Origin of the sequence: Deinococcus aquaedulcis (assembly GCF_019693445.1) — a bacterium.
GTDB lineage: Bacteria > Deinococcota > Deinococci > Deinococcales > Deinococcaceae > Deinococcus > Deinococcus aquaedulcis.
In genome coordinates this window covers 116,881-143,325 of the sequence record NZ_JAHRBL010000007.1, presented here as the reverse complement: position 1 = coordinate 143,325, position 26,445 = coordinate 116,881, and the positions used below count along the sequence as shown (strand labels likewise).

Here is a 26,445-nt window from a genome sequence, read left to right as displayed (position 1 = left end):
GATGCGGATTCTCCTGATCACCCAGTGGTTTGACCCCGAACCGACCTTCAAAGGGCTGCTCTTCGCCCGTGAATTGCAGCGCCTGGGGCACGAGGTTGAGGTGCTCACCGGTTTTCCCAACTATCCTGGTGGCAAGGTTTACCCCGGCTACCGTGTCCGCCCCTGGCAGCGTGAAGTGTTGGATGGCGTACCAGTGCTGCGCGTACCGCTTTATCCTAGCCATGACGGATCAGGACTGAAGCGGGCTGCCAACTACTTATCCTACGCGGCCTCGGCCAGCATCGGCGCCCTGCTGATGCGCCGTCCCGACGTGGCGTACGTGTACCACCCCCCGGCCACGGCCAGCCTCCCAGCGATGGTCCTGAATGCGCTCAAGGGCGTGCCGTTCGTGTACGACATTCAGGACCTGTGGCCCGACACCCTGGCCGCGACTGGCATGATGGAAAACGCGGCGGTGCTACGTGGCGTGGGCGGTTTCATGGACATGGTTCACCGCCGGGCTGCCCGGATCGCGGTCCTGTCGCCCGGTTTCCGCGAGAGGCTGATCGAACGCGGTGTGCCCGAGCATAAGGTTAGCGTGATCCCCAACTGGACCAACGAGGACAAGACCGACCTCACCCCGCCGCCCGCCCAGCGTGCCGACGAGTTGGGTTTCGCGGGCAAGTTCAACGTGGTCTTTGCGGGCAACATGGGCCGGGCGCAGGCGCTGGACACCGTGCTCGACGCTGCCGAGAAGCTGCGCGACGAAGCGGCCCGCTTCGTGATGATTGGCGGCGGGGTCGAGGAAGAGCGGCTGCGGGACAGCACCCGCGAGCGTGGACTGACCAACGTGGATTTCCTGCCGCGCCGCCCGCCCAGCGAGATTGGGGAGATTCTGGCGCTGGCCGACGCACTGCTGATTCACCTCAAGGACGATCCACTCTTTGCCATCACGATTCCCGGCAAGACCCAGGCCAATCTACGGGCAGGCAAACCTCTGCTGATGGGCGTGCGCGGCGACGCGGCGGCGCTGGTGCAGGAGGCTGGGGCCGGGCTGACCTTCCCTCCGCAGGACGCGGCGGCGCTGGCGGCAGCGGTGCGCGAGCTGATGGCGCTGCCCCCCGAGGAGCGGCGGCGCATGGGTGAACGTAGTGCGCGGTACTACGATGAGCATCTGGCGCTGCGGGTGGGTGCCGCGCGATTTGCCGAGTTGCTGGCTGCAGCGGCACGCGGCGGCAGTGCCTACAACCCGGTCAAACGGCTGGTGGACGTGACCGTCTCAGTCCTGGTCCTGGCCGCCCTGAGCCTTCCCATGCTCGCCCTCGCCGCACTGGTGCGCTCGCGTCTGGGCAGTCCGGTGATCTTCCAGCAGATGCGCCCCGGGCGGTACGGTGACGCCTTCAGGATGTACAAGTTCCGCACCATGACCGACGAGCGCGGGCCGGACGGTGAGCTGCTGCCAGACGCGCGGCGCCTGACCCCGTTTGGGGCCTGGATGCGCTCGACCAGCCTGGACGAGTTGCCCGAGCTGCTGAACGTCCTCAAGGGCGATATGAGCCTGGTGGGGCCACGGCCTCTGCTGATGCGCTATACTCCTTATTTCACTGACCAGGAGCGCCAGCGCTTAGAGGTGCGCCCGGGAGTCACCGGCTGGGCACAGGTTAACGGCCGGAATACCGCCTCATGGGACTATCGCCTGGGTATGGACGTGTGGTACGTACAGAACATGGGCTTGCGGCTCGACCTAAAGATTCTGTGGATGACTGTGCAGAAGGTGCTCGGGCGCAGCGGAGTGGTCGTGGACGCTGAGTCGATCATGCAGAACCTCGACGACGAACGTAGGCACAAGCTGGCCCATGGTTGAATTCACCATAGAACCCCTCGTACCCACCGATGCTCCCGCCGCGCAGCGGTTGGTGCGTGAGAGCTTCGACCCGCGCCTTCATCCCTACATGACCGCGACCCAACAGGGTTCCGAGGCGTTTTTGGCGGCTTACCTGCAAGCGGCGGCGCTGCATCCCGACCGTCTCTACCTGGGCGCCAAGTCCCAGGACGGCGAGCTGCTGGGCTACGCCGAATTCCGGCAGTTGGACCCCCACACGGGTTTTCTCTCGTACATCTGTGTCTCGCCGCAGGCGCGCGGCCAGCGGCTGGCCCAACGGCTGGTAGAGGACCACTTGGCTCAATCTCCTCATCTCAGGGAAATGCAGCTCGACGTGTTTGCGGACAACCTGCCAGCGCTTACGCTGTACCGACGGCTAGGCTTTGAGGAAGTCTCGCGGACCACATGGTGGAGGCGTACGCTGCCCTCCCCGGGGGCGGGAACAGTGCAATTGCTGAACTGGCCCCAGGCGCTCGCGGCCTTCGGGCGCTACGGCTTTTGTGAGCTGCACCTGCGATTCGCTGGGCGAGAGCTGCGGTTGGGGCGAATGGGCGAGAGCGTCTTACGTTGCCCCAGCCCGGCAGAGTTTGCTGAAGATGGCCTGCTGGCCGCGATGGGAGCAGGGTTTCCAACTCTTCAGGAGGCGCTGCTGATTGCGCCTGTCACTCCATTTGCCCCCCATCCTGAGGCCGAGGCGTTCAATCAATCTCTACGATTACGGTGGCAGCGTGCCCAGGAGACCCCATGACCCACATCACCAAGACCGCCACCAGCCCGCAGATGCACCATCTGCCCACGCTGTTCTACCGCTCGGCCCGCGAAGGCATGCAGGATTTCCTGGCCCAGCCTGCCGTATTGTCGGGCCCAGAAGCCGGGGTGCTGCTGCCCGCTTTTATCGGCTGGTCGCCGCGTGAGGGAAGTGGGGTGTACGACCCGGTGCAGGGCCTAGGCCTGCGCGCCGGGTTCTACGACCTCAACTCCGACCTCACGGTGGACCTCGGCAAGCTGGAGGCCGAGCTGCAACGCGGCTACCGGGTGCTGGTGCTGATCCATTACTACGGACGCACCGAGCCGCATTTGGAAGCGGTGCGCGAACTGGCCGACCATCACGGCGCCCTGTTGGTCGAGGACCTGGCGCACGGGTTTTACTCGGCGCAGCTTGGTGGAGTAGCGGGGTCGCGGGGGGACATCAACCTGTACTCGCTGCACAAGATGTTCCCCACGCCGGGCGCCCAGGGCGGCATGATCGCCTACCGCAACGCCCGATTGCTCGCCGGGCAGCACGAAACGGCCCCCGAGCTGGCCCGCTTCATTCTGAATTACGACTGGGCGGCAATTGGAGCAGCGCGGCGCCGCCACGCCCAGGCCGTGCTGGCGGCCCTGCGCGAGCTGCCCGAATGTGGCCGCGAGTTCGGGTTGCTGTGGCCCGAACTGGCGCCGGGCGATGTGCCTCAGACCCTGCCTGTTCGTATCCGCAGAGGCGACCGCGACCACATCTACCACGCCATGAACGCCGACGGCTACGGCATGGTGAGTCTGTACCACACCCTGATCGGGCCGGTGCGGGAAGACTTCCCTGAGATGGTGGCGCTCTCGAAATCGGTGATCAACTTCCCGGTGCATCAGGACCTCGACCCGGCGCACATTCCCGGCATGATGCAGTCGTTCCAATCGGCCCTGAGAGCGGCGCAGGAATGAAGCTCCTCACCGTCGCTGACCGTACCGAGTGGCTGGCTGCCTGGGACCGGACGGGACGCGAGCCGTTCGCGCATCCCGACTATGTGGCGCTGTTCGCGGGGGAGGGCGAGGCTGGAGCGCTTTGTGGTCACGGCGGGCTGCTGCCGCTGGTGCTACGGCCCCTGCCGGGCGAAGCCGGATGGCGAGACGCCACGTCGCCCTACGGGTACGGCGGCCCCTACGGCAACCCGGACGGGGACTTTTACCCAGGCGTGCTGGAATGGATGCGGCGTGAGGGGGTGCTGACCCTGTTCATACGAGCTGCGCTGGAGCGTCAGCCGCCCGAACTGGACCTGCCCGGCTACGCGCGGGTGGGGCTGCGCGACAACGTGGTGGTGGACGTGACTCGCCCCCTCGAGGAGCAGTGGCGGCATTTCGACCACAAGGTCCGCAAGAACGTGAACAAGGCCCAGCGGGCCGGGCTGACGGCGCGGGTGCTGCCGGAGTTCCCTGACCTGCCGGGCTTCGTCGAAGTGTATCTGGACACCATGCAGCGGCGCGGCGCCCAGGAGTGGTACCACTTTGGCCTCGACTTCTTCTCGGCTATTGCCAAGGGGATGCCGGGCAGCTTCGTGCTGGCCGAGGTGCGCGGGCCTGAGGGTGAACTGGCTTCGGTGGAATTGGTACTCCAGAGCGAACGGTTCCTGTATTCCTACTTGGGCGGGACCCGACAGGAGTTTTTTGCACACGCGCCCAACGATCTGCTCAAACACGCTGTGATCGAGTACGGGCGAACCGCGGGTAAAGCTGGCTACGTGCTGGGCGGCGGCTATACCCCGGATGATGGGATCTTTCGGTATAAAAGGGCCTTTGACAAAACGGGGGTCAGGCCTTATTTCGGGGTGCAGTTGACCGCTGCTCCGGAAGAGTACCAAGCCCTCGTGGACGCCCGCCGTACTGAGGTGGGCGAAATGGCCCCCGACTTCTTTCCCGCTTACCGCGCCCCAGGCCTGATCGCCTCTGTTCCGGCCAAGTCCTGAACCCCTAGACCGCTCAACAGTGAAGCGTTCGTCAGAAGCCGAGTCCGCCGATGAGGAATACTGAGAACATTGTGCGGCCTTGCTGTAAAAAGGCCTTCCCTGCTCCTCGGAGACGATCATGACGAACGCATTGAACCACCCTGCCCCTTCCATCCCAGCCCCCACTTTCTCCAGCTGGCCCGTCTTCGAGTCTGACGAGGTACAGGCCGTCACCAGGGTCCTCCAGTCCGGCAAGGTCAATTACTGGACCGGAACAGAAGCCCGCGAATTCGAGCGCGAGTATGCTGAATACCTAGGTGTTAAGCATGCCATCGCTCTGCACAACGGCACGCTGGCTCTGGAGCTCGCTCTGCACGCTTTCGGGATTGGGCACGGCGATGAAGTCATTACCACCGCTCGTACTTTCATCGCTTCGGCCAGCGCGGCCGTCATGCGTGGCTGCCTGCCGGTGATCGCCGATGTGGATCCAGTTTCTCAGAACATCACGGCTGAGACCATCCGGGCGGTGCTCACTCCGAAGACAAAGGCCATTATTCCTGTCCACCTGGCTGGCTGGCCGTGCGATATGGACCCCATCATGGAACTAGCCAGCGAGCATGGGCTCATCGTCATTGAGGACTGCGCTCAGGCTCACGGCGCCTTTTATAAGGGCCGCCCGGTGGGCAGCATCGGTCACGCCGGGGCATTCTCCTTCTGCCAGGACAAGATCATGACCACCGGAGGGGAAGGCGGCCTGCTGGCCCTGAATGACACAGAAGCGTGGAAAAAGGCCTGGGCCTATAAGGATCACGGCAAGAGTTACGACGCCGTGTACAACCGAGAGCACGCGCCCGGTTTCCGGTGGCTCCACGAGTCGTTCGGTACCAATTGGCGCATGCTGGAGGTCCAGGCCGCGATTGGGCGTCTGCAACTGCGCAAGCTACCCGGTTGGATCGACCGTCGACGTGCGCACGCCGCCATCCTGAATGAACGTTTCTCAAAACACCCCTCCTTGCGTCTGACTCTGCCAGATGTAGAGATTCAACACGCTTACTACAAGTACTACGTTTTCGTAAATCCCGAACGCCTGGCGCCGGGCTGGGACCGTGACCGCATCATGAACACTGTGGCCGCCCTGGGCGTGCCGTGCTTTAGCGGCTCATGCTCCGAGATCTACCTGGAAAAGGCGTTTACCAACGCCGGGTATGGTCCAGCAGAACGTCTGCCTGTCGCAAAGGAACTCGGCGAAACCGCCCTGATGTTCCTGGTGCATCCAACCCTTTCAGACCAAGACATGCACCACGTTGCCGATACTATGGACCGTGTCATGGCTGAGGCACAGCTCCGGTGAACACTTGCTTGCGAGGCGCACTGGTATGAAACGTTTGCCTGAAAAAGCGCTGATTGACTTGCTGCTGTGGGGGCTGGCAGGCCTTCTCGCCTATGCCTTTCGCAAGCCATCTCTGACCGAAGTTGGTGTTCCCCAGAATGTGTGGGGCTACGTGGTCCTCAGCGTTGTGGTGATGGGTCTGCTCGGCCGCCATTACATGCTTCCGCACCAGGATTGGCGCCGGGTTGGGGTCAAGGATCTTACGCTGCTCGCGCGTGCGGCAGCAGGCGCGACCCTGGTGATGTTCGCTGCCGGTTTCGTTTTGCAAAGCTGGTTGCAGCTTCCGCGCAGCGTACCGCTGCTTGGCGGCATCCTTGGCTTCCTGATGATGGGCGGCGTGCGGCTCTTGGTCCGCATTCTGGACGAGCGGGCGCGCCGCCAGACAGGCAGCGAGCAGCGGCGAGTGCTGATCGTTGGCGCGGGGGACGCCGGCTCTCTCATCGCCCGCGAGATGCAGCGACACCCAGAGGCAGGGCTGAATCCCATCGGCTTCCTCGACGATGAACCTGCCAAGCAGCGCCAGCGCATCGTCGGACTCCCGGTCTTCGGCACTGTGACAGACCTGCTCGAGGTCGTGCAGCGCGAAGAGGCACAGGAGATCCTGATCGCCACTCCTTCAGCGCCGGGGGATTTCGTCCGCCGCGTCGTCGAACTCGCTGGTCAAGCTGGGGTACGCTACCGCATCATTCCTGGCGTGTTCGAGATCCTGGCTGGCGAAGTGAACATCAACCAGATCCGGGATGTCAATCTCGAGGATCTGTTGCGTCGGCCCCCCGTCGAACTCAACACGGCCGAGATCGCCGGCTATCTTCGTGGCCGCGTTATTCTTGTGACTGGTGCAGGGGGGAGTATCGGGTCCGAACTCGTTCGGCAACTGTGCCGCTTTGCTCCTTCGACCATCCTGCTTCTTGGTCGCGGTGAGAACAGTATCTTTGGCATCCAGCAAGAGCTTGTCCGGAACTGGCCGGAAATTAAGCAGGTGGGTCTGATCGGCGATGTCCGCGACGCCCGGCGCCTGCGCGCCGTCTTCGAGGAATTCCGGCCCGACGTGGTGTTTCACGCGGCGGCCCACAAGCATGTGCCTCTTATGGAACAGGTTCCCTCTGAGGCCATTCTCAACAACGTGATGGGCACCAAAAACGTTGTGGACCTTTGTCTGGAGTTTGGGATTTCCCGTCTGGTGAACATATCTACGGACAAAGCGGTGAATCCCACCAGCGTGATGGGCGCTTCCAAACGTGTCGCGGAGATGGTCGTATCAGCGGGTGCGACGCGAGCAAGGGAAGGCCAGGCCTTTGTCTCGGTACGTTTCGGCAATGTGCTCGGTAGCCGGGGCAGCGTCGTACCGACCTTCATGGCGCAGATTCGCGCCGGCGGACCGATCACCGTGACTCACCCCGAGATGGTTCGGTACTTCATGACCATTCCAGAAGCAGCGCGGCTGGTGCTGCAAGCCGGCGGCCTCGCCGAAAACGGCAAGGTCTATGTCCTGAATATGGGCAATCCGGTCAAGATTGCAGAACTGGCTCGCGATGTCATTCGCCTTTCTGGCGCCAAGCACGTGGAGATCGTTTACAGCGGTGTGCGCCCTGGGGAAAAGCTCTACGAGGAGCTATTGACTGCCAGTGAAGGCAGTGACGCCACCACCCATAACGATATTTTCGTGGCCAAGCTTGGAGCGGTTGACCCCGCCACCATTGATCGCGAACTCGAAGCCCTGCGTGCATATGCTCAGAATGAAGACGCTGATACGATACGGACCGCCCTGACGCGGTTGGTTCCAGAGAACAAGTTCGGCCGTATCCGTTGAGCTCAAGGGCGAGTGGTCCAGACGGAGAGTATGGCCGGCTGTTGCTTGGGTGTAACGATTTCATAGCTTAACTGTGAGAGGGCCCGATTGAACTGATATGCAAAGCAATTGCCAGCGAATCCCTGCAATGGCAATCTGAATGACTGTTCCCTCCTGGCTGAGCCTTACCTCCGGAAATGCGCCGTCTGCCTGTTGCTCCGATAATTGCAAACTGCTTGATTCCTGCTTTGAAACGTAACGAGAGGAGCAGGCTGGTGGCATAGCGGAAGATGGGGTCAGTAAACTGCCAAGGCGCTCATTCGTGATTCTTCTGCGCAGGGAGCAATAATTTGATGTTCAAAAGAAAAACCTCCGCTTTTGCGGAGGTTTCTTCTGGTGACCCCAACGGGATTCGAACCCGTATCGCTACCTTGAAAGGGTAGTGTCCTAACCGTTAGACGATGGGGCCACACCACTTCAGTTTTGCTTTGGCTGACGCCTCCGCTTGCTGCCTTTCAAGGGGCACCGTTTCCGGCACGCACAGAAAGATACTGGGTTAAGCCCGATTCGTCAAGAGGCCATGAACCTGAAGAGGAAGGCGGACGGTCTCCTTTACCGGGGCCGTCCGCCTGAAACCCGAATTTACATATGCAGCGCGCGTTTGTCGGCGGCCAGGGCCGCTTCTTTCACCACTTCGGAGAGGGTGGGGTGGGCGTGCACGGTGCGGGCAAGGTCCTCGCTGCTGCCGCCGAATTCCATGATCGCCACCACTTCGCCAATCAGTTCGCTGACATTGGGACCCACCATATGCACGCCCAGCAGCTTGTCAGTGGCGGCGTCGGCCACCACCTTCACGAAGCCGCGTGGGTCACCGTGGCCCAGGGCGCGGCCGTTGGCACTGAAGGGAAACTGGCCCGTCTTGACCTGCAGGCCCTTGTCCTTGGCCTGTTTTTCGGTCAGGCCGGCCCAGGCGATTTCGGGGCTGGTGTAGATCACCCAGGGAATCACGTCGTAGTTGACGTGACCGGCCTGCCCAGCCAGCATCTCGGCCAGGGCCACGCCCTCCTCCTCGGCCTTGTGGGCCAGCATGGCGCCGCCGATCACGTCGCCGATGGCATAGATGCCTTCCAGGTTGGTGCGGTAGTGATGATCCACCTTCACGAAGCCGCGCTCGTCCAGGGCCAGCCCCACGGCCTCGGCGCCCAGGCCAGCGGTGTGGGGCACGCGGCCAATCGAGACGATCAGCTTGTCGAAGCGGGCGGTGACCTCCTGCTCCTTCTCGGTGTAGATGACGGTCACGCCCCCTTCGTCCTGCTCCACCTTGCTGATCTGCACGCCGAAGTGGAAGGCCAGACCCTGCTTCTGGAACTGCTTCTGGGCCTCGCGGGCCACGGCGTCGTCGGCGGCCATCAGGAAGCCGGGCAGGGCCTCCAGGACCGTCACCTGCGCGCCCAGGCGGCGCCACACGCTGCCCAGTTCCAGGCCGATCACGCCCGCGCCAATCACGCCCAGCTGGCCGGGCACCTGCTCGAAGGCCAGGGCGCCGCTGTTCTCGACCACATGGCCGCCAAAAGGCGCCAGGGGCAGGGCGCGGGGGCTGCTGCCAGTCGCCACGATCACATGCTTGGCCTGCACCTCGGTGCCGGCGGCGTCCACCACCCAGGCGTCGCCCTCGCGGCGCACGAGGCGGCCCAGGCCGTGGAAGGAGGTGACCTTGTTCTTCTTGAACAGGTAGGCCACGCCGCCCGTCAGCTTGTCCACCACGGCGGCCTTGCGTCCCAGCATCTTGCCCAGGTCAATGCTGGCGCCCTGCACGTTGATGCCGTGCTCGGCAAAGTCATGCTGCATGACCTCGTACTTCTCACTGGAATCCAGCAGGGCCTTGCTGGGGATGCAGCCCACGTTCAGGCAGGTGCCGCCCAGTGAAGGCTTGCCGTTCCGTTCAAAGGCGTCCACGCAGGCGGTCTTGAAGCCCAGCTGCGCGGCGCGAATGGCGGCCACGTACCCGGCTGGGCCGCCGCCGATGACCAACACGTCAAAGGAATCCATAGCGTTCCTGAGCGTACCACCGGCCTTTGCTGGCGGTGGGGCAGCGCGTTCCTGTGGCGGAGACAGACTGGGGGGAAACGGGCCCCCAGTGGGGGCGGCGCAAGTGCGGCAACGCCCGGGCCGGCCGGCCCCTAAGCTGAGAACATGATGAAAAAGACATTGGCATTGCTGGCCCTGGGCGGTCTGTCCGTGGCCGGGGCCCAGGCCGCCGAGGCGCCCCTGCGCTACCAGACGGGCCAGATCTCGCTGCTGGGGGGCAAAGCCCAGCTGAACACCGGGACCAGCCTGCGCTACCTGGATGCCAGCGGGGCCAAGCAGGTCATCGTGGGCCAGTGGGGCAACCCGCCCGAAGCCGCCGAGGACGTGCTGGGCATGATTGTGCCGGCGGGCCTGGACCCGGCCACCGAGCAGGGCTGGGGCGTGGTGATCACCGAGAGCAAGGACGGCCACGTATCCGACAAGGACGCCGCAGGGATCAACTACGCCGAGCTGATGCGCGACATGCAGGCCGCCACCAACGAGGAAAACAGAGCGCGGCAGGAGGCCGGGTTCGGCACCGTGAACCTCGTGGGCTGGGCCGACCAGCCACGCTATGACGCCGCCACCCACAAGATGTACTGGGCCAAGGAACTGGCCTTCAGCGACAACCCCGGCGAGCACACCCTGAACTACGCCGTGCGCATTCTGGGCCGCGACAACGTGCTGGAACTGAACGCCGTGGCGGGCATGGCGCAGCTGCCGCAGATCAAGCGCGACATGGCGGCGGTGCTGAACCAGGTGTCGTTTACCCCGGGCGCGCGCTACGAGGACTTCAACGCGGACACCGACCAGCTGGCGACCTACGGCATTGCGGGCCTGCTGGGCGTGGCTGCTGCGAAGAAGGTGGGTCTGCTGGGCGCCGCCCTGCTGTTCCTGAAAAAGGGCTGGATTCTGGTGGCAGCGGCGCTGGGCGGCCTGATCCGGGTGCTGGGCCGCCGCGCCCGGGCCTGAAGAAGATCAGCAGATAACCGCAAAGGGGGCGGGGGCGTATGTGCGCCCCCGCCCTCTCCTGCCTTCTTCCCCTTACCCCAGCTGGGCGTACGCTGCCGCCACCTGCGCCGCCACCGCCGCGTTGTGGCGCACCAGGGCAATGTTGGCCTCCAGGCTGCGCCCACCAGTCAGTTCCACCACGCGGCCCAGCAGGTAGGGCGTGGTGGCCTTGCCGGTCAGGCCCAGGGCGTCCATGTCCTGCAGGGCCTGCTCAATGTGCGCGCCTATCTCGGTGGCTGGGATCTCGGCCGCGCTGGGGATGGGGTTGGCAAGCAACACCCCGCCCGAGAGGCCCAGCGCCCACTTGGCCTGCAGCACCCGGGCGGCCTCCTCTGGGGTCTGCACGGTCAGCGGGGATGGAAAACCGCTCTGGCGCGAATAGAAGGCCGGGAATTCAGCGCTGCCCAGCGTGATGGCAGGCACGCCCTGGGTTTCCAGCACTTCCAGCGTCAGGCCAATGTCGAGAATGCTCTTGACCCCGGCGCTGACCACACAGACATCGGTGCGGGCCAGTTCCAGCAGGTCGGCGCTGATGTCCATGCTCTGCCCGGCGCCCCGGTGTACGCCGCCCGTGCCGCCCGTGGCGAAGACCCGGATGCCCGCCAGCGCGGCAATGCGCATGGTGGAGGCCACCGTGGTTGCGCCGTGGCGGCCCAGGGCCACAGTGACCGGCAGATCGCGCGTGCTGATCTTTTCCACGGCCTTGTCGGTGGCAAGCTGATGCAGCTCGGTTTCTTTCAGGCCCACCTTCAGGCGGCCACCCAGGACGGCGATGGTGGCGGGCACGGCGCCGTGCTCCCGCACCACGGCTTCCACGCCGCGCGCCATCTCCACGTTCTGCGGAAAGGGCATGCCGTGGCTGATGATGGTGCTTTCCAGCGCCACCACGGGGCGGCCTTCCTGCAGGGCGGCGGCGACTTCCGGGTGGAGGTCCAGGTGGGCGGCGATTTCGGGGCGGATAGAGGGCACTGCAGTCATGCGGGTTGGGGTCATACGGGCTCCTGGGGGGCCAGCCCGGCGCGCTCATGGATGGCGGCCGGGGTGAGGGTGGGGGAGACGGCGAATTCACTTTCCACCGTCAGCGCGGCGGCGGCGTGGCCTGCGCGGGCGGCGGCTTCGGGGGGGAAGCCCCCCAGCAGGGCGGCCAGGTAGGCGGCCAGCATGGCGTCGCCGGCCCCGGTCACGTCGCGCACCTGGGCGGGGAGGGCAGGCAGATCGTGCCCGTCCTGCGGCGTGACCAGCAGGCTGCCGCGTTCGCCCCGGCGCACCCACACCACGGCCACGCCCTGCGCCTGCAGTTCGGCGGCGGCGTCACGCAGGGCGGCGGGCTCATCGGGGACCTCACGGCCCAGCAGCGCGTCCAGTTCTGGCACATTCGGCGTGACCGTGTGGGGTGAGAGCCCCGAGGCCAGCAGGGGCCGCAGCCGCGCGGCCTTGGGCACGCTGACCGGCTCGAACACGGTGGGCACGCCCGCGTCCCGGGCCAGGGTCAGCAGGTGTGACAGGGTGGCGGGCGGCAGGTTGCCGTCGGCCACCACCCAGGCGGCGCCGCGCAGCGTGCCCCGGCGGGCCTGCAACTCGGCGGGGGTCAGGGCGTCGGTGGCGGCCATGGCGGCCACGGCCACCACCAGTTCGCCGCCCTGGTCCAGCACGGCGGTGTAGGTGCCAGTGGCCACGCCGGGGGCGCGCAGCACCGGGCGCACGTCTACACCCGCCGCTTCGGTTTCGCGCAGCAGCCAGTCGCCCAGGGGGTCGCGCCCCACCGCCGCAATGAGGCTGGTGGCCACGCCCAGCCGGGCCAGATTCTCGGCCACGTTGCGCGCCACGCCGCCTGGGGCCTGCGCGGCGGTGCCGGGGTTGCTGGTGCCGGGCACCACGGGGGCCAGCGTGCGGGCCTTGACGTCCACGTTGGCGCCGCCCACGACCACCACGCGGCCGGGGCCCTGTTCGGGGGGCAGGAGGTAACCCCGGCCCAGCAGGGCGCCTTTTTTCACCAGATTGCTGACGTGCACGTTCACGGCAGCGCGGGAGGTGCCCAGGCGGCGGGCGAGGTCCTCAGGGGGGGCGAGGGGGGTTTGGCGAATAAGGGCCAGGAGCGCGGCTTCGGTGTCGGTCAAGGCCATGTGGTTTATCGTAGTTAAGGGGTTGGCTGAAGTAAAGGGGTTTGGGCGAGTTCGTTTGCGTGTTTGCCCCACCCCCCCAGCCCCCCTACCCCGGAGGGGCAGGGGGGAGCGGCGCTGCGCTGGGCAAGAGTTTCTACTGAGATTGGATGGCTCGCTCTATCCGCTAACGTGTCCGGCTTCGACGCCATCCGCTGATGACGCGTAATGGCCCGCGCGCTGCGCGCACGACGGCCTCGTCTGGACCTGGGCGGTGCTGGGACAAGAAGGCTGGGTGCGGCCCAGAAGGTTTTACTTTTGAACAGCAGCAGAAGCCATAGCCGCTTTTGCCTTTCAAAAGTAGAACCTCGTGCCCTCAGCGTCCCCACCCTTCACCCCTACGGGGCGAGCAACGGAAGCCGTCGTGCGCGCAGCGCGCGGGCGTGGGGAGATGGGCGGAGCAAGGCGACGGCGTACAACGCGGGGCGAAGCCAAGCCGCCCCGAACCGTCAGTCAACGTTTGCCAGCGCAGCGCCGCTCCCCCCTGCCCCTCCGGGGTAGGGGGGCTGGGGGGGTGGGGCAAAGCCAGCAACCGTCATCGCCCAACAAAAAGCCCCCCCCTCACGCCCCCTCCCCATCCGCCAACGCCTGCAACCCCCCCCTCAACCCCGGCAACTCCACCCGCGCCGTATGCCAGATCAGCCCCGCCTCAATCCCAAAGTAATCGTGCGACACCAGATTCCGCACATCCCGCAGCAGCGCCCACGGCACCTCTGGGTGGCGGTCCTGCACGCTCTGCGGAATGAACTTGGTGGTCTCGCCCAGGCGCGCCAGCGTGTGCAGCACCGCGTCCTGCACGATCTCGTCGCGCTGGAAGGTGGTCAGCGAGTGCCCGGCGGTGTACTCGGCCACCCGGTCAATGGCGCCCAGCAGGTCGTACACCCGCCAGCGCCAGCGTTTGGCGCGGTGGCTGCGGGGCGCGGGGTCAGGCACCGGCAAGACGTCCACGGCGTCGGCCAGAATCTCGCCGCGCAGGGGGGGCCGCAGGGCGCCGGGGGTCACCACGTCCACCCGGCGGCCCAGGGCGGCCTCGAACACCTCGCGGGCGCGCATCAGGTCCAGCAGGCCGCGCGGCGCCGACGGGTCAAAGTCCACCAGCAGGTCAATGTCGCTGGCGGGGGTGGCCTCGCCCCGGGCCACGGACCCGAACACCCGCACGCGGACCACGCCCAAGCCCGCCCACAGCGGCTGCGTGCCGCGCAGCGCGGCGGCAATGGTGCTCAGGCGCAGGGCCTCGGGAAACAGCGGCTCGGTGCCGGTCACGGGGGCAGGATAGGGCACGTATGCTGGGGGCGCATGATTGTCGCCGTGGGGCATGACCTGATTGAAATTGAGCGCATTCGCCGCATGCTGGCCCGCGAGGGCCGCCGGGCCGAAAAGCTGTTTGCGCCCACCGAGCTGGCCTACTGTGCCCGCCTGAGTGACCCCGCCCCCAGCCTCGCGGCCCGCTTTGCCGCTAAGGAGGCCTTTCAGAAGGTGTGGCCCCGCCCCCACGGCTGGCGCGACGTGTGGGTGGAGCGCGAGCGCACCCCGGACGGCCCTTTTCCCTTTGCCCCGCCCGTCCTGGGGTTCTGCCCAGAGATCACCGCTGAACTGCACGCCCGGGGCTGGCGCGCCCACCTGAGTCTGACCCACACCAAGGAACACGCCTCGGCCGTGGTGGTGCTGGAAGCGCGCTAGCGTACCCTGAGCCCTGTGCCCATTCGCCTGATCGCCACCGACCTGGACGGAACCTTGCTCAGCAGTGCTGGAACCCTCAGCCCCCGCAGCCGCGCGGCGCTGCGGGCGGCACAGGCGGCGGGGCTGTGGGTGGTGCCGGTCACGGCGCGCCAGCCCCAGGCCCTGCGCGCAGGCGCGGCCAGTCTGGGCCTGACGTGGGCGCTCTGCAGCAACGGCGCGTATGGCGTCCACCTGGGGACGGGCGAGTGTCTGTTTGAAACCCACATCGCCACGGAGGTCCAGCGGGCCCTGGTGCACGCGCTGCATCAGCGGCTGCCGGAGCTGCTGTTCGTCTCGGTGCGCCAGGGCGGCGAGGTCTTCAGGGCCCAGACGGGGTACGCCGACTTGGCCCAGCTCAGCGATCATGGCCGTGATCCTGCCCAGATGGGCGCCTGTTCTCTGGACGAGGTGCTGGCCGAGCCCAGTCTGAAACTCATCGTGCGCCACCCCACGCTGGGCCCGGCCGACCTGCTGCCCCACGTGCGGGCCCTGGACCTGCCGGGCTTCGCGGTGACCCATTCCGGGGCGCCGTTTCTGGAGGTGCTGGCCGATGGGGTCAGCAAGGCCTGGGGGCTGGCGCAGCTCTGTGCCCACCTGGGGGTGCGCCGCGAAGAGGTGCTGGCCTTCGGCGACGCCCCCAACGACACCGAAATGCTGGCCTGGGCCGGGCGCGGGGTGGCCGTGGCCAACGCCCACCCCGAAGCCCAGGCGGCGGCGGAAGAACAGACGCTCAGCAACGATGAGGATGGCGTAGCCGTGGTGATTGAGCGGCTGCTTCAGGGGCAGGCGGCAGGGCAATCGTCGGCAGGCTGACAGCGCGTCAGCTTCAGGGCGCCTACGCTGGCCCATGACCACTTTGCTGCGTGTTGTCACGCTGGGGCTGCTGCTGGTGGCGCCGCTGGCGTTGGCCCAGCCGGGCGCCGCGCCGGTCACGGCGGCCGACCGGACCACCCTGACCCAGGGCCGGGCCCTGCTGGCCGAGTTCTACGCGGTGAAACTCGACCGGCTGTGGCAAAGCTTCAGCCCCGAGGTGCGCCGCCAGTGGGGCACCCTGGCCGCCTTCCGGGCCTACCGGGTGGCGGGCGTGCAGACCTACGGCGCCGAAACCCGCGTGATGGGCGAGCGCACCTTCACGCACGCCGGGGAAACCTTTTACGTGCGCAGCGCGGTCTTTGCAAAGGCCCCGCAGGTGGTGTGGGCCGTGGTGCTGGGGTTCCGGGGCACGCAGGTGACCACCTTTGCCATCGTGCCCGAAGCCGAGCCGGAAGAGGGCCCGGTGGCCGGCGTCCCCTAGGACCCGCTCTGCCGGGCCAGTTCGCGCCCGTCGCGGTCAGTGATGGTAAAGGTGTAGGTCTGGGGACTGCGGCTCAGCCAGTTCACGCGCTGATCGGCGCAGGCGGGGGGCAGCACCAGTTGCGCGGCGGTGGGGTAACGCTGGTCCAGGCTGTTTTCGCGGAAACTTTCCAGTTCGCGGGTCAGGCTGTTGGCGCAGTTCTGGGCCGCCGCCTGCGCCGTCACCTGCCGCACATCGGTGGGCAGGGCGCTGGCCTGGTTGGCCTGGGCCTGCTGCAGGGTGCGCAGCTGCTCTTCCAGCCGGTCCACCCGGGCCTGCAGGGCGGCCGTCTGGGCGCGGGCGCCCTGGTCCTGACAGGCACACAGAAGCAGCGGCAGACCAAGCAGGGCGAGCAGGAGGGGGCGCGTCACGCGGGGCAGGCTAGCGTTCGGGGGTGAAGCGGCTGTGAACGGCGCCTTCAGGCTCGGGGCTCTGCCGGACAGGCCCTCTGTTCGCCCTAGCACCGCTCTGGGCACCTCATCTGCACGCCGGGGTCAGCGGCTGAGCACGCTCACGATTTCCACGTGGCTGGTCTGGGGGTAAAAGTCATGCGGCACCACCTCGGCCAGTTTCCAGCCCCGGCGCACCAGATCGCCCACATCGCGTGCCCAGGTCGCGGGGTCGCACGAGACATACACCAGCCGGTCGGCGGTGCTGGCGTGGATGTGGTCGCGCGCGCCCTCTTCCAGGCCGGCGCGTGGGGGGTCCACCACAATCACATCGGTGCCCAGTTCGGAAAAGCGGGCGGCGTCGCCGCTGCGAAAGGTCACGTTCGTCTCGCCGCTCTGGGCCACGTCCTGCCGGCCGCGCGCCAGGGCCTCGGGCGCGGCGTCCAGCACGGTCACCCGGCGGAACTGGGGCGCCAGATGCCGCCCAATAGCACCGGCCCCCCCGTACAGGTCCACAGCGTGTTCGCCCTGGCCCGCCAGCTGCGCCGCGCGGCGGTAGGCCAGCCCCGCCGCTTCGGGGTTCACCTGCGCAAAGCCGGTGGCCGACACGCTGACCTGCACGTCCCCAAACTGCTCGCGGATCTCGCTTTCGCCCGCGATCAGGCGCACGCCCGCGCTGAAGCGGCGCCCGGCGGGCTGGGCCAGCGACACGCCCACGACGCCCGCGTCCATCAGGTGGTTACTGGCGCGCAGGTACTGCCGGGGCTCGCCCGCGCCGATCAGGGCCGCCACCACCTCGCCGGTCAGGCGGCTGGCGCGGAAGGCGACCTCGGTGGCGGGGTCCAGCTGGGCCGGGTCCAGGCGGTCCAGCACGGCCTGAATCTCGGGCATCACCAGGGGGTCGCGGCTGACCACCAGGGGCTCGCTGCCCCGGCGCTCGCGGTAGGCCAGCCCCCGGGGGGTCACCAGATACTGCGCGGTGTTGCGGTAGCCCCAGGGCTGCGGGCTGGGCACGGTGGGGGAGACGCCGTGGCGCACCTTGGCAATGCGGCTCAGGGCCTCTTCCACAAAGGCGCGTTTGTAGTTCAGCTGCGCTTCGTAGGTGGCGTGGGCCAGATCGGCGGTGGGCAGCTCCGGGCCGTCCACGCGGTCAGGGCTGCGGCGCAGCACCTCCACCACCTCGCCCTGGCGCACGCCCTTGCCCGCCCGCACCCGCGCCGTCACCTGTTCGCCGGGCAGCGCGCCGCGCACCAGCACCACGCCGGACTCGTCACGGGCCAGCCCCAGACCTCCGGCGACCAGTTTTTCGATTTCCAGCGTAAGCAAAGCGTCCGACATAAAGAACAGGGTAGCGCGGATGGGCTGAAGGGGGCGCACAGTGCGTCACGTTGATGGGGGAGATGTGGGTCTGCTCGGTGGAAGAAAGCGGGACGCTCAAGGAGAGGCGCGGCGCTCGCAGCAGGAAAAGGGCGCCACAGCGAAGAGGCCGGAGCAAACGCCCCGGCCCCTCGCGGCTTACTCTTCAGTTCTCGTATTCCAGATACGTGTAGCCCAGCAGCTCCTCGCCGTAGTCCTCCAGCAGTTCCTGCTCCTGGTCGTTGCTCAGGGTGCCCACCTTCAGAGCAGCGTCGGCCTGGTCCTCGATGGCGTCGCGCAGCATGGGTTCTTCATAGCCCATGGACTCGATCATGCGCCGCGCTTTCTGGCCGCGCACAAAGAGGTCAATGTTGAAACGCCCACCGGGCCGCACGGTGACGTGGGCCTCGCTGACCTTGCCGAACAGGTTGTGCGCGCTGCCCAGCACGTCCTGGTAGGCGCCCATGAGGAACACGCCCAGGTAGTAGGGCCGCTGGCCGGGTTCGTGCAGGGGCAGGGTGGCCTTGACATCGCGCAGGTCAATGAACTTCTCGATCTTGCCGTCGCTGTCGCAGGTGATGTCCACCAGGGTGGCCTGCCGGGTGGGTTTTTCATTCAGGCGGTCCAGCGGCACAATCGGAAACAGCGCCTGAATCGCCCAGTTATCCGGCAGGCTCTGGAACAGCGAGAAGTTGCAGATGAATTTGTCGGCCAGCACCTTTTGCAGGTCTTCCAGTTCGTCAGGCACGTACTTCTCGTTCTGAATCAGTTTGGCAATGCGGCGCAGAATGGCGTTGAACAGCGCCTCGCCCCGGGCGCGGTCCTGCAGCGTCACGTACCCCAGGTCAAAGAGGTTGTGCAGCGTCTGCTTGTCGCCCACCGCGTCGTTGTACATCTCGCGGTAGTTGCGCCCGGTGATGTTGCCCAGGATCTCTTCCATGTCCTTGACGATCTGGTGGCTCTCGTCGCTGGCAGGGGGCAGGTCTTCGAGGTCACGGGTGGGGCCGGTCACGTCCACCACCGGCAGAATCAGCACCGCGTGGTGGGCGGTCAGGGCCCGGCCAGATTCCGAGACGATCACGGGTTCCGGGACCTCGCGCACCTTGCATACCTCCTGCACGGTGTACACCACGTCGGCGGCGTATTCGCCCACGGTGTAGTTCATGGAGGCATAGAAGGTGGTCTTGGAGCCGTCGTAGTCCACGCCCAGGCCGCCGCCCACGTTCAGGTACTTCAGCTGCGCGCCCGCCGCAATCAGGCCCGCGTAGGTCTGGGTGGCCTCGCGCACCGCCACTTTCACGCGGCGGATGTCAGTGATTTGCGAGCCGATGTGGGTGTGCAGCATGACCAGGCTGTCGAGCATGTCCTCTTCTTTCAGGCGCTCGACCACCCGCAGCAGCTCGTAGGCGTTCAGACCGAACTTGGCCTGATCCCCGCCGGATTCCTCCCACTGACCAGAGCCGCGCGCATGCAGTTTGAAGCGCACGCCCACCGCCGGCTTGACGCCCAGCGCCTTGGCCTGCTTGAGAATCCGGTCCAGTTCCGAGAATTTCTCGATGGTGATGACCACGTTCTTGCCCAGCGTGCGGCCCCAGAGCGCGAGCTTGATAAAGCCGTCGTCTTTAAAGCCGTTGCAGCACAGCAGGGCGTCGGGGTGCATCTTCTGGGCGAGGCACAGGGCCAGCTCGGCCTTGGAGCCGGCTTCCAGGCCGTGGGCGTAGTCGTAGCCGGCCGCCGCCACCGATTCGACCACCACGCGGCGCTGGTTCACCTTGATGGGAAAGACGCCCTGGTAATGGCCGCTGTAGCCGTATTCGGCAATGGCCTTGCCAAACGCCTCGTTCAGGTGCTTGACCCGCCCCGAGATGACCTGGGGAAAGCGCAGGATCACGGGGAGGCTCTCGCCCCGGTCCACGATTTCATCCACGATGGCGCGCAGCGGCGCGTGCAGGCCGGGGCTGGGGGTCACGTCCACTTGGCCCTTATCAGAGACGCGGAACCAGCCGCCCGACCAGTTGGGCACCTGGTAGAGTTCGGCGGCGTCGGTGGTGGAAAAGCTGTTGGGGGTCGTCATGAGGGGCGTCCTCCTCCGAAAGTGGGGATAGGCTCGCCGTGCGCGGGGTTCGGAGCGCAGCTCACGGACGCCGTGCGAAACCGGGGCGCATGATACGGCAAAGCGCGCCGGCAGGAAGTCATGTGGGCCCCCATTCGCCGGGGGACATTGGGGGAGCGCGCCCAGCCCGCGACACGAAAAAGAGGCACCCCTGGAGGCACCTCTTTCTTCTTCTGGCGGTCCGGACGGGATTTGAACCCGCGACCTTCTGCGTGACAGGCAGATATGCTAACCGCTACACTACCGGACCAGCGCCAGCAGATTAAAGGCAGAACGGAACCATGTCAAGCCGGCGGCGTGCCGGGATAGGCTGCGGCCATGTTCAGAGACCCGGCGCGCGCCGCCCTGCGGGCCTACAGCGAAGTGCTGGGCCATGACCTGACCCGGCTACGGCCGCTGCTGCGGCAGGTCACGGCGCGCGGCGGCGTGGTGGCGGTGGCGCGGGGGCCTGCGCGGGCGGTGCACGCCTTTGGGCCCGTGCGCCCCAGGCAGGGCTTTGAACTCGCCAGCGTGAGCAAACCCTTCACGGCGGCGCTGGTCTCGGCGTTGCAGGCGGCTGGGCACCTGGACTGGGACCGGCCGCTGGCCGGGCTGGGCGGCCCGCTGCGAGGGTTACCCCCCTTTATGACCCCGCGCACCCTGGCCACCCACACAGCGGGGCTGCCCATGCACCCGGCGCGGGTGGCGGTGACCACCTTCACCCGCTTTCACGATCCCTACGGCGGCATGGACCCGGCCGCCGTGGTCGCCAGTGCCCGGCGCTGGGCCCGGCCCGGGGGGCGTTTTGTGTATTCCAACCTGGGGGTGGGCCTGCTGGCCCTGGCGGCGGCCCACGCGGCGGGCGAGGCCTTCAGCGCCGCCGGGTATGGCCGCGCGCTGGCGCGCTGGGTCACCGGGCCGCTGGCGCTGGGGGTGGGCCTGCAGCAGCCCGATCAGGTCACCGCGCCGCCCACTGGGTTTGGCCCGCTGGCCGGAGCGGGCGGGCTGTTTGGCACCGCCGAGGACCTGCTGACCTTTGCCGAGGCGCAGTGGGCCGGCCGCTCGGCCAGCGCGTGGTCAGAGACAGTTCGCCCGCCCGGCCTGCCCCCGGCGCTCAGCGGCGTGGCGCCCGGCTGGTTTGCCCGGGGCCCCCTGCGCTGGCACGACGGCGCGGCCCGCGCCACCCGCACCGCCCTGGGGTTTGACGCCCAGAGCGGCGCGGTGGCCGCCGTGCTGGTGCGCGGCGGCGCGCCCCTGCTGGGCCTGCGCGGCGGGGTGACAAGGCTGGTGCTGGGGCTGCTTGAGGAGCTATGAGCTATGGGCCATGGGGTCAATCCCCAAAGCTCATGGCCCATAGCCCATGGCCCGCCCCGTTTACGGCGCTTCCGGCGGCACCACCCACGTCACGCTGCGGGCGCCCGTGAAAGTGCCCGGCAGCGGCGCGGCGTTCCAGGTGCCGCTTTGCAGGCCCAGCAGGGTATCGGCGCGGGTGAGGGTCGTGGCGGTCAGGGCGTACAGGTAGCCGTCGGGGGTAAAGGTGAGGTCGCGCAGGTCGCTGAAGGTCGTGATGGTGGCCGCGCTGTTCGGGCCAGTGGAGGTGCCGTTCCACACCCGCAGCGGCTGGGGGCCCAGGCCCGTGCCCACATCGCTGCGCCACGCCGCCAGCAGGCGCCCGCCGGGGGCGCCGGTCCACAGCCGGTCGTAGCGCGCTGTGCCCAGGGCGTTAATGGTGGTGGTGGGGTCGGGCAGGCCAGCGGCGTTCAGGCGCTGCACGCCCGTGTCGGTGGCGGCCAGGACCTCCGTGCCGTAGGCCGCCAGATCGTAGATGGCCGCCGTAGGCTGCGGATCGCTGACCTGGGGCGCGGCGCCGCCCAGCGGCACGGCCACACGCAGCACCTCGCTGCCGCCGCCCAGGCGAGGCCGGGCCACCACGCCCACCTCGCCCTGCACGGCCAGGCGCACCGGGGGGGTGCCGGGGCCGGGGGTGGGTGCCAGGAAGGGGGGCAGCGTGGTCTGCCACACCAGGCGCGCGCCCTGGTACAGCGCCAGCCCCTGCGAGCCACTGCAGTCGCTGAGCACCAGCAGGCGGTCCAGGCCCGGGTTCTGCGCGGCGCGCGTGAAGCACACTGGCGTAAGACCGGGCGCCGGGAAGGTGGTGGTCACCGCGAGGTCAGGTGTCCGGCTTTCCACGGCCTCGGTGCGCACCAGCAGGAACTGCCGGGCGTCGGTGGTGGGGTGCACGCTGACGCCGCCGGTCACGCTGGCGGTGGGGCCCGGGGTCACCGTGGGCGCCGTGTTGGTGCCGCCGCGCAGGGTCAGGGTGCGCAGGGTGGTCGTGCCTTCAAGCACCACGAGGCGCAGAGGAGTCGGGGCTTCCTCGGTGCCGGTGCAGGCGGTGAGGGTGCCGGCGGTCAGCAGGCCCAGGGTGAGCAGAAGGGGCAGGCGGCGCATGAGGGACCTCCGGGGGGTCAGGGCAGGGTGGGCAGCAGCGGCACGTTCACGCGGTCGCGCTCCAGGTCGAACAGGGGGTAGTAGGTCTGGCCCGGCAGGCCCACCGCCACCCGGAAGCGGCGCAGGCCCAGGTCGGCTTCGGCCTGCAGCGCCCAGCAGCAGCGGTCAATGGTCAGGCCCAGCACGGGCGAGAGCGGCTGCGGGTTCTGCCGCACGCCGTCGAGCCACTCGAAGCTCTGGCGCAGGCCCAGGGTCACGTAGGCGCCGGGCGGCTGCCCCGCGCGCCCCAGCCCCACGCTGAAGCGCAGCGGTTCCAGCGACAGGCGGTCGCGGGCCTTGTCGTCCGGGAAGGTGCCCTCGCGGGTGCGGGTGTAGATCGCGCGCCCCGAGGCCGAGAACCGCTCGGCATTCCAGGCGGCGCTCACGTCTGCGCGGGCCAGTTCCAGGCGCGGCTGGTCCAGGCCGGGGGTGTTCACGGCAGCGCTCAGCGAGAGGCTCTGCCCCGGGCGGGTGGTGTTGAAGCTGCCGGTCAGGGCCGGACGGGTAAACCCCCCGCGCCCCAGATCGTAGGGGCCGCCGTAGGACAGGTTCCAGTTGGTGGCGGCGCCGCCCACCGTGCCGACGCTGAAGAAGATGGTGCCGCTGTCGGTGGCGCCAGGAACACGCACGAGGCGGAGGTTGTGCGTCGTCTTGAACTCGTAGCGCCCGCGCCAGGTCAGTGTGGCGTCACCGACCAGCTGCCCGGTGGGCGGATTCAGGGTCTCGCTGCCCGACAGGCGCAGGCTGTTCAGCACCGTGTCGCGCGTGCCGCTGAGGTTGTAGCGCACACCCACGGCCGTGATCTCCGGCGTGCGCATGGCGTGCGTGACCGACGCCGAGAAGAAGTCGCTGCGCTCGTCCCCATTGACCGTGGCTGTCACGGTCAGCGGGCCGGGGCCTTGCTCTTTGGTGTAACTGCCGCTGGCGGTCAGGCTCAGTTTTGGTGCGGGCCAGCGACTGGTGCGGGTGGCGGTGGCCGGACGGGCGGGGGCCGTGGCGGTGGCCGGCTGGGCGGGGGTCACGGTGACCTTGCCGGCATCCGGGTCGGCCAGCGTGGCATTGAAGCTGAACGAATCCAGTTCCTTGTCCAGCAGGTCCACTGTGGCCGAGGAACTCAGGGTCAGGGGCTTCCGGTTCACATTCAGGGTAAAGGTGGTGGGCTGCTGCGCCGGGCGCACGAACAGGTTGCGACTGCTGCTCACGCTGAAGTTCACGTCGCGCACGGGCACGGTGTTGACGCTCACGCTGATCGGCGCTTCCAGCAGGCGGCCGCTCAGGGCGTCAAACGCAAAGGGGCTGGTGCCCTCTATGCGGTTGTAGGCGGCGCTGACTGTGAACGAATTCGTGGTGTTAAAGCGCTGGGTCAGCTGGCCGCTGAGCCGCAGATCCACCGTGCGGGCCCCGGTGCCGTAGTAGCGCCCAGTAAACGTGTTGTTCAGCGTCAGGTCGGCGTCCCGCCAGGGTTTGGCGGTGTACGAGATGGCGTGCTGCTCTTCCAGGCGGCTGGTGGTGATGTTCGGGCCCTGGCCCGCCACGCTGCGGGCCAGCGGATTGACGCGCGCCGTGTACAGGCCGGCTTTCACGCGGAAGTCGGCGCTGAGGCCGCCATTCGTGTAGGGCTTCGGGTCCACGACCACTTCAGGGGTGGCCAGCACCTCGCCCAGCGCGGTGGTGGGCGGCGGCCCAAAGCGGTTGACGTAGTTGAATTCGGCGCTGAAGAGGGGATATTCCGCCCTGGCGCTGAAGTTCACGCGGGTCACGCCGCGCTCGGGGTCGGTGGCCGCCCGGCCGATGTCGCGGCGGGTCACGTCCAGCGAGTAGTCCAGGTCGCGGGTGGCGGTGGCCAGGGGAATGCGCCCGCGTACGCCGAAATTCAGGTCCACGTCGTAGCCGCTCTGGCCCACGGGTCTGGGGTTGGCCAGCGCGTACAGGTTCACCCGGTCCACGTAGGGCAGCGGCGCGTAGGAACGCAACTCCACCCCCAGCCCCACGCTGGGGCTGCGGTTCTGGTAGTAGCGCAGCAGGGTGGTGCCCAGCGTGCTGGAGCCAATGGAAAAGGGCAGGTCGGCCTGCACGGTGTAGCCGTCCACCGCGTCGCGGCCGATTTCCAGGCGGGGCTGGCGGTCCTTGTCGTTCAGGGGCAGCACCAGCACCGGCAGGAAGAACACCGGCACGTCGGCCAGCAGCACCTGCGCGCGGTAGGCCACGAGGCGGTCGCCCGGGTACACGATCAGGCGCTCGGCGCGGAAGGCGTAGTCGTTCGGGGTGCGTCCGCAGCGGGCGCAGGTGGTGAAATAGCCGCCCGTGGCCCGGAGTTGCCCAGGGATGCGTTCCACCTCGGCGCCGCGAATCTCCAGCGCCGCGTCACTGATCAGCACGTCCTCGCCGCTGATCTGCTCCTGGCCCAGTTCCACGACCAGGTTCTCGCCGCGCAGGTCCTGGGCATCCTTGGCGCTGCGGTAGCTGGCCGCACCCACCAGGGTCAGGGTGCGCCGGGTGCGGTTGAATTCCACTCGCTTGGCACGCACCACATCGTCATCCACGCGCAGTTCCACGCTCTCGCCGGCAATGATCACCAGTTCCTGGCCGTCCACCTGCCGCAGTTCCAGGGTGTCGGCGCTGATGATCTTGACGGTGCGGGCCTGGGCGCCGCCCAGCAGCCCCAGGGCCAGCAGGGCGCCCAGCAGCTGGCGGCGGACGCGGCGGGCCGGACGGCTGCGAGGTGGGGTCACGGCCCGCGTCACTGGGCGGCCCTGCCCGGCGCGGCGGCCAGCAGCGCCCTCTCAGCGAGAGCCAGCCCCGGCAGGTCCAGGCCGGGCCGCCCGAGCCCTGGGAGCGCCGGGCCCGAGGCCAGGACCGGCTGCCCCCCACCCCCACTGGCCAGGGTGCCCAGGCTGGTGCCGGGGTAGTAAAAGCCCAGCACGTGCAGGTGGGTGTAACCCGCCTTGGCCAGCCCCAGCGCCCCGTACTGCGAGAGGCCCACGCCGTGCCCGGCCCCGCTGCCTTCGATCACCAGGGGGTTCAGGCCTGCGAGGGTCACCCGCGTGCCCGGCGCCCCCAGCGCGCGGATAAAGCCCCCGGCGCGGGCGCCGGCCAGTTTCACCGTGCCCCCGCTGGCGATCAGGGTGATTTCCAGCGGCCGGCCCGATTCGCTGACGCGGCTGACCGCCACACTCTTCAGGGGCGTGCGCACCCCGTACTCGCCCGCCAGGGCCTGCACCCTGTTCTGCGGCACCTCCACGCGCCAGCGGGCGCGCGGCCCCCCGGCCGAGAAAGGATCGGCCTTGGCGTTCAGGTAGGGCAGGGCGGTGCCCCAGACCTCGGCGCTGGAGGCGGTAAAGCCCCCGGAGTCGCTGCTGAAATAGGTGCTGGCTGCCCGGCCCCCGTAGGCCACCACCTGGGCGCGGGTGGCGTTCACGGCGGCGTCGGTCTGCGGTTTTTCGGCGCTGACGCCGGGGTACACCTGGCAGCTTTCCGTGGCGCAGGTGTCATAGGGGGCAGCCGGGTTCAGGCGGGCGGCCACGTAGGTGCGGGCCACCACCGCCTGCGCCGCCAGGGCTGCCGGGGGCCACGAGGCGGGCATCTCGGCCGGTACCACGCCGCGCAGGTAGTCTTCGACATCCACCACGTTGATGCCCTGCACCTTGCCGTTCTCGGCGCGCAGGTGCAGGCCGCCCCGGTAGCTGCGGCCCGCAATGTCCACGGTGGCCCCGGGCGCGGGCGGCAGGTACAGCGCGCTGTTGCCGGTGGGTTGGCCGTTCAGGGTGAGCTGGGTGCCCGAGACCCCCACGGTCCAGGTCTGGGTGGAGGCGGGGCCCGCTGGCGTCAGGGGCGCGGGCACGCCCAGCCCGGGGGTGGCGGGGGCGGTGAGGGGAAGGCGAACCGTCAGCTGCGGTCCAGAGGCCACCAGCACCCGCACGTTCAGCGCGCCGGCCGCCGGGGGCAGCAGCGCCAGAGCGGCCGTGAGTGCGGCGCGCGCCCAGGACCCCACAGGCGCACTGTGGCCCGCAGGAACGCGGCGCAGGCAGCGGCGGCTCCCCGGCACCCCAGGAAGCAGAGCAGTTCCTTCAGGCATGATCAAGGCCGAGTATAC

At 68.0% G+C, this 26,445-nt stretch carries 21 protein-coding genes and 2 tRNA genes; 11 read left to right on the top strand and 12 right to left on the bottom strand.

The features are described from left to right. Window position 1: 1 nt before the first annotated feature. The 6 genes from KMW22_RS19655 (at window position 2) to KMW22_RS10675 (ending at window position 7,757) form a co-directional block, all read left to right on the top strand. Window positions 2–1,843: a sugar transferase gene (locus tag KMW22_RS19655; protein ID WP_328774663.1), complete on the top strand. Its 1,842-nt coding sequence runs from the start codon at window positions 2–4 to the stop codon at window positions 1,841–1,843. Beyond that, a complete protein-coding gene (locus KMW22_RS10695; RefSeq protein WP_221090036.1) occupies window positions 1,836–2,609 on the top strand; it encodes a GNAT family N-acetyltransferase in 774 nt (257 codons plus the stop codon). The genes KMW22_RS19655 and KMW22_RS10695 overlap by 8 nt, the downstream gene beginning before the upstream one ends. Continuing rightward, complete coding sequence (locus KMW22_RS10690) at window positions 2,606–3,559, top strand: DegT/DnrJ/EryC1/StrS family aminotransferase (RefSeq protein WP_221090035.1); 954 nt, start codon at window positions 2,606–2,608, stop codon at window positions 3,557–3,559. The genes KMW22_RS10695 and KMW22_RS10690 overlap by 4 nt, the downstream gene beginning before the upstream one ends. Beyond that, a complete protein-coding gene (locus KMW22_RS10685) occupies window positions 3,556–4,578 on the top strand; it encodes a GNAT family N-acetyltransferase (RefSeq protein ID WP_221090034.1) in 1,023 nt (340 codons plus the stop codon). The genes KMW22_RS10690 and KMW22_RS10685 overlap by 4 nt, the downstream gene beginning before the upstream one ends. 118 nt (window positions 4,579–4,696) lie before the next feature. Next, window positions 4,697–5,908 (top strand): DegT/DnrJ/EryC1/StrS family aminotransferase, encoded by a 1,212-nt coding sequence (locus KMW22_RS10680; RefSeq protein ID WP_221090033.1) that lies wholly within the window; start codon window positions 4,697–4,699, stop codon window positions 5,906–5,908. A gap of 25 nt (window positions 5,909–5,933) precedes the next feature. Continuing rightward, on the top strand, window positions 5,934–7,757 hold the full coding sequence (locus KMW22_RS10675; RefSeq protein ID WP_221090032.1) for a polysaccharide biosynthesis protein: 1,824 nt from the start codon (window positions 5,934–5,936) through the stop codon (window positions 7,755–7,757). 373 nt (window positions 7,758–8,130) lie between these two features. Here the strand turns inward: KMW22_RS10675 and KMW22_RS10670 are convergent. Continuing rightward, window positions 8,131–8,205, bottom strand: a tRNA-Glu gene (locus KMW22_RS10670). Window positions 8,206–8,378: 173 nt separating this feature from the next. Further along, window positions 8,379–9,785 carry a dihydrolipoyl dehydrogenase gene (gene lpdA / locus KMW22_RS10665; protein WP_221090031.1) on the bottom strand — a complete coding sequence of 469 codons (1,407 nt, stop codon included), beginning with the start codon at window positions 9,783–9,785 and terminating at the stop codon, window positions 8,379–8,381. A 147-nt stretch (window positions 9,786–9,932) separates the two neighbouring features. On the opposite strand from lpdA, the gene KMW22_RS10660 reads away from it, so the two are divergent. Next, complete coding sequence (locus KMW22_RS10660) at window positions 9,933–10,775, top strand: DUF2167 domain-containing protein (RefSeq protein ID WP_221090030.1); 843 nt, start codon at window positions 9,933–9,935, stop codon at window positions 10,773–10,775. 72 nt (window positions 10,776–10,847) lie between these two features. On the opposite strand, the gene KMW22_RS10655 is transcribed toward KMW22_RS10660, so the two are convergent. The 3 genes from KMW22_RS10655 to KMW22_RS10645 all read right to left on the bottom strand — a co-directional run bounded on the left by KMW22_RS10655 (window position 10,848) and on the right by KMW22_RS10645 (window position 14,236). Then, complete coding sequence (locus tag KMW22_RS10655; protein WP_221090061.1) at window positions 10,848–11,792, bottom strand: pseudouridine-5'-phosphate glycosidase; 945 nt, start codon at window positions 11,790–11,792, stop codon at window positions 10,848–10,850. Between the two features lie 11 nt (window positions 11,793–11,803). Continuing rightward, window positions 11,804–12,937, bottom strand: a complete 1,134-nt coding sequence (locus KMW22_RS10650) for a carbohydrate kinase (protein ID WP_221090029.1) — start codon at window positions 12,935–12,937, stop codon at window positions 11,804–11,806. A 597-nt stretch (window positions 12,938–13,534) separates the two neighbouring features. Continuing rightward, the gene (locus KMW22_RS10645) at window positions 13,535–14,236 is read right to left on the bottom strand and encodes a HepT-like ribonuclease domain-containing protein (RefSeq protein WP_328774662.1); all 702 of its coding nucleotides are present in this window, start codon (window positions 14,234–14,236) and stop codon (window positions 13,535–13,537) included. 33 nt (window positions 14,237–14,269) lie between these two features. On the opposite strand from KMW22_RS10645, the gene KMW22_RS10640 reads away from it, so the two are divergent. Genes KMW22_RS10640 through KMW22_RS10630 form a run of 3 tightly spaced genes read left to right on the top strand, consistent with a single transcriptional unit; the run spans window position 14,270 to window position 15,986 of the window. Next, on the top strand, window positions 14,270–14,653 hold the full coding sequence (locus tag KMW22_RS10640) for a 4'-phosphopantetheinyl transferase superfamily protein (RefSeq protein WP_221090027.1): 384 nt from the start codon (window positions 14,270–14,272) through the stop codon (window positions 14,651–14,653). Window positions 14,654–14,668: 15 nt separating this feature from the next. Beyond that, the gene (locus KMW22_RS10635) at window positions 14,669–15,505 is read left to right on the top strand and encodes an HAD family hydrolase (protein ID WP_221090026.1); all 837 of its coding nucleotides are present in this window, start codon (window positions 14,669–14,671) and stop codon (window positions 15,503–15,505) included. Window positions 15,506–15,539: 34 nt separating this feature from the next. Further along, on the top strand, window positions 15,540–15,986 hold the full coding sequence (locus tag KMW22_RS10630; RefSeq protein WP_221090025.1) for a hypothetical protein: 447 nt from the start codon (window positions 15,540–15,542) through the stop codon (window positions 15,984–15,986). Here KMW22_RS10630 and KMW22_RS10625 read toward each other — a convergent pair. From KMW22_RS10625 to KMW22_RS10610, 4 genes are all read right to left on the bottom strand, one after another. Beyond that, window positions 15,983–16,396: a hypothetical protein gene (locus KMW22_RS10625; protein WP_221090024.1), complete on the bottom strand. Its 414-nt coding sequence runs from the start codon at window positions 16,394–16,396 to the stop codon at window positions 15,983–15,985. The genes KMW22_RS10630 and KMW22_RS10625 overlap by 4 nt on opposite strands. Window positions 16,397–16,519: 123 nt before the next feature. Then, the gene (locus KMW22_RS10620) at window positions 16,520–17,752 is read right to left on the bottom strand and encodes a class I SAM-dependent RNA methyltransferase (RefSeq protein WP_221090023.1); all 1,233 of its coding nucleotides are present in this window, start codon (window positions 17,750–17,752) and stop codon (window positions 16,520–16,522) included. 184 nt (window positions 17,753–17,936) lie between these two features. Next, window positions 17,937–19,844 (bottom strand): biosynthetic arginine decarboxylase, encoded by a 1,908-nt coding sequence (gene speA / locus KMW22_RS10615; RefSeq protein WP_221090022.1) that lies wholly within the window; start codon window positions 19,842–19,844, stop codon window positions 17,937–17,939. 213 nt (window positions 19,845–20,057) lie between these two features. Next, window positions 20,058–20,133: transfer RNA gene (locus KMW22_RS10610), tRNA-Asp, on the bottom strand. A 68-nt stretch (window positions 20,134–20,201) separates the two neighbouring features. Between KMW22_RS10610 and KMW22_RS10605 the strand changes: the two genes are divergently transcribed. Further along, window positions 20,202–21,176 (top strand): serine hydrolase domain-containing protein, encoded by a 975-nt coding sequence (locus tag KMW22_RS10605; RefSeq protein WP_221090021.1) that lies wholly within the window; start codon window positions 20,202–20,204, stop codon window positions 21,174–21,176. 60 nt (window positions 21,177–21,236) lie between these two features. Here the strand turns inward: KMW22_RS10605 and KMW22_RS10600 are convergent, their stop codons facing one another. From KMW22_RS10600 to KMW22_RS10590, 3 genes are read right to left on the bottom strand one after another with little or no spacing between them, the layout of a single operon-like run. After that, on the bottom strand, window positions 21,237–22,313 hold the full coding sequence (locus tag KMW22_RS10600; RefSeq protein ID WP_221090020.1) for a hypothetical protein: 1,077 nt from the start codon (window positions 22,311–22,313) through the stop codon (window positions 21,237–21,239). 17 nt (window positions 22,314–22,330) lie between these two features. Next, entirely contained in the window at window positions 22,331–25,084 is a 2,754-nt protein-coding gene (locus KMW22_RS10595; RefSeq protein ID WP_221090019.1) for an LPS-assembly protein LptD, read from the bottom strand. A gap of 8 nt (window positions 25,085–25,092) precedes the next feature. Beyond that, a complete protein-coding gene (locus KMW22_RS10590) occupies window positions 25,093–26,427 on the bottom strand; it encodes a SpoIID/LytB domain-containing protein (RefSeq protein ID WP_221090018.1) in 1,335 nt (444 codons plus the stop codon). Window positions 26,428–26,445: the final 18 nt, after the last annotated feature.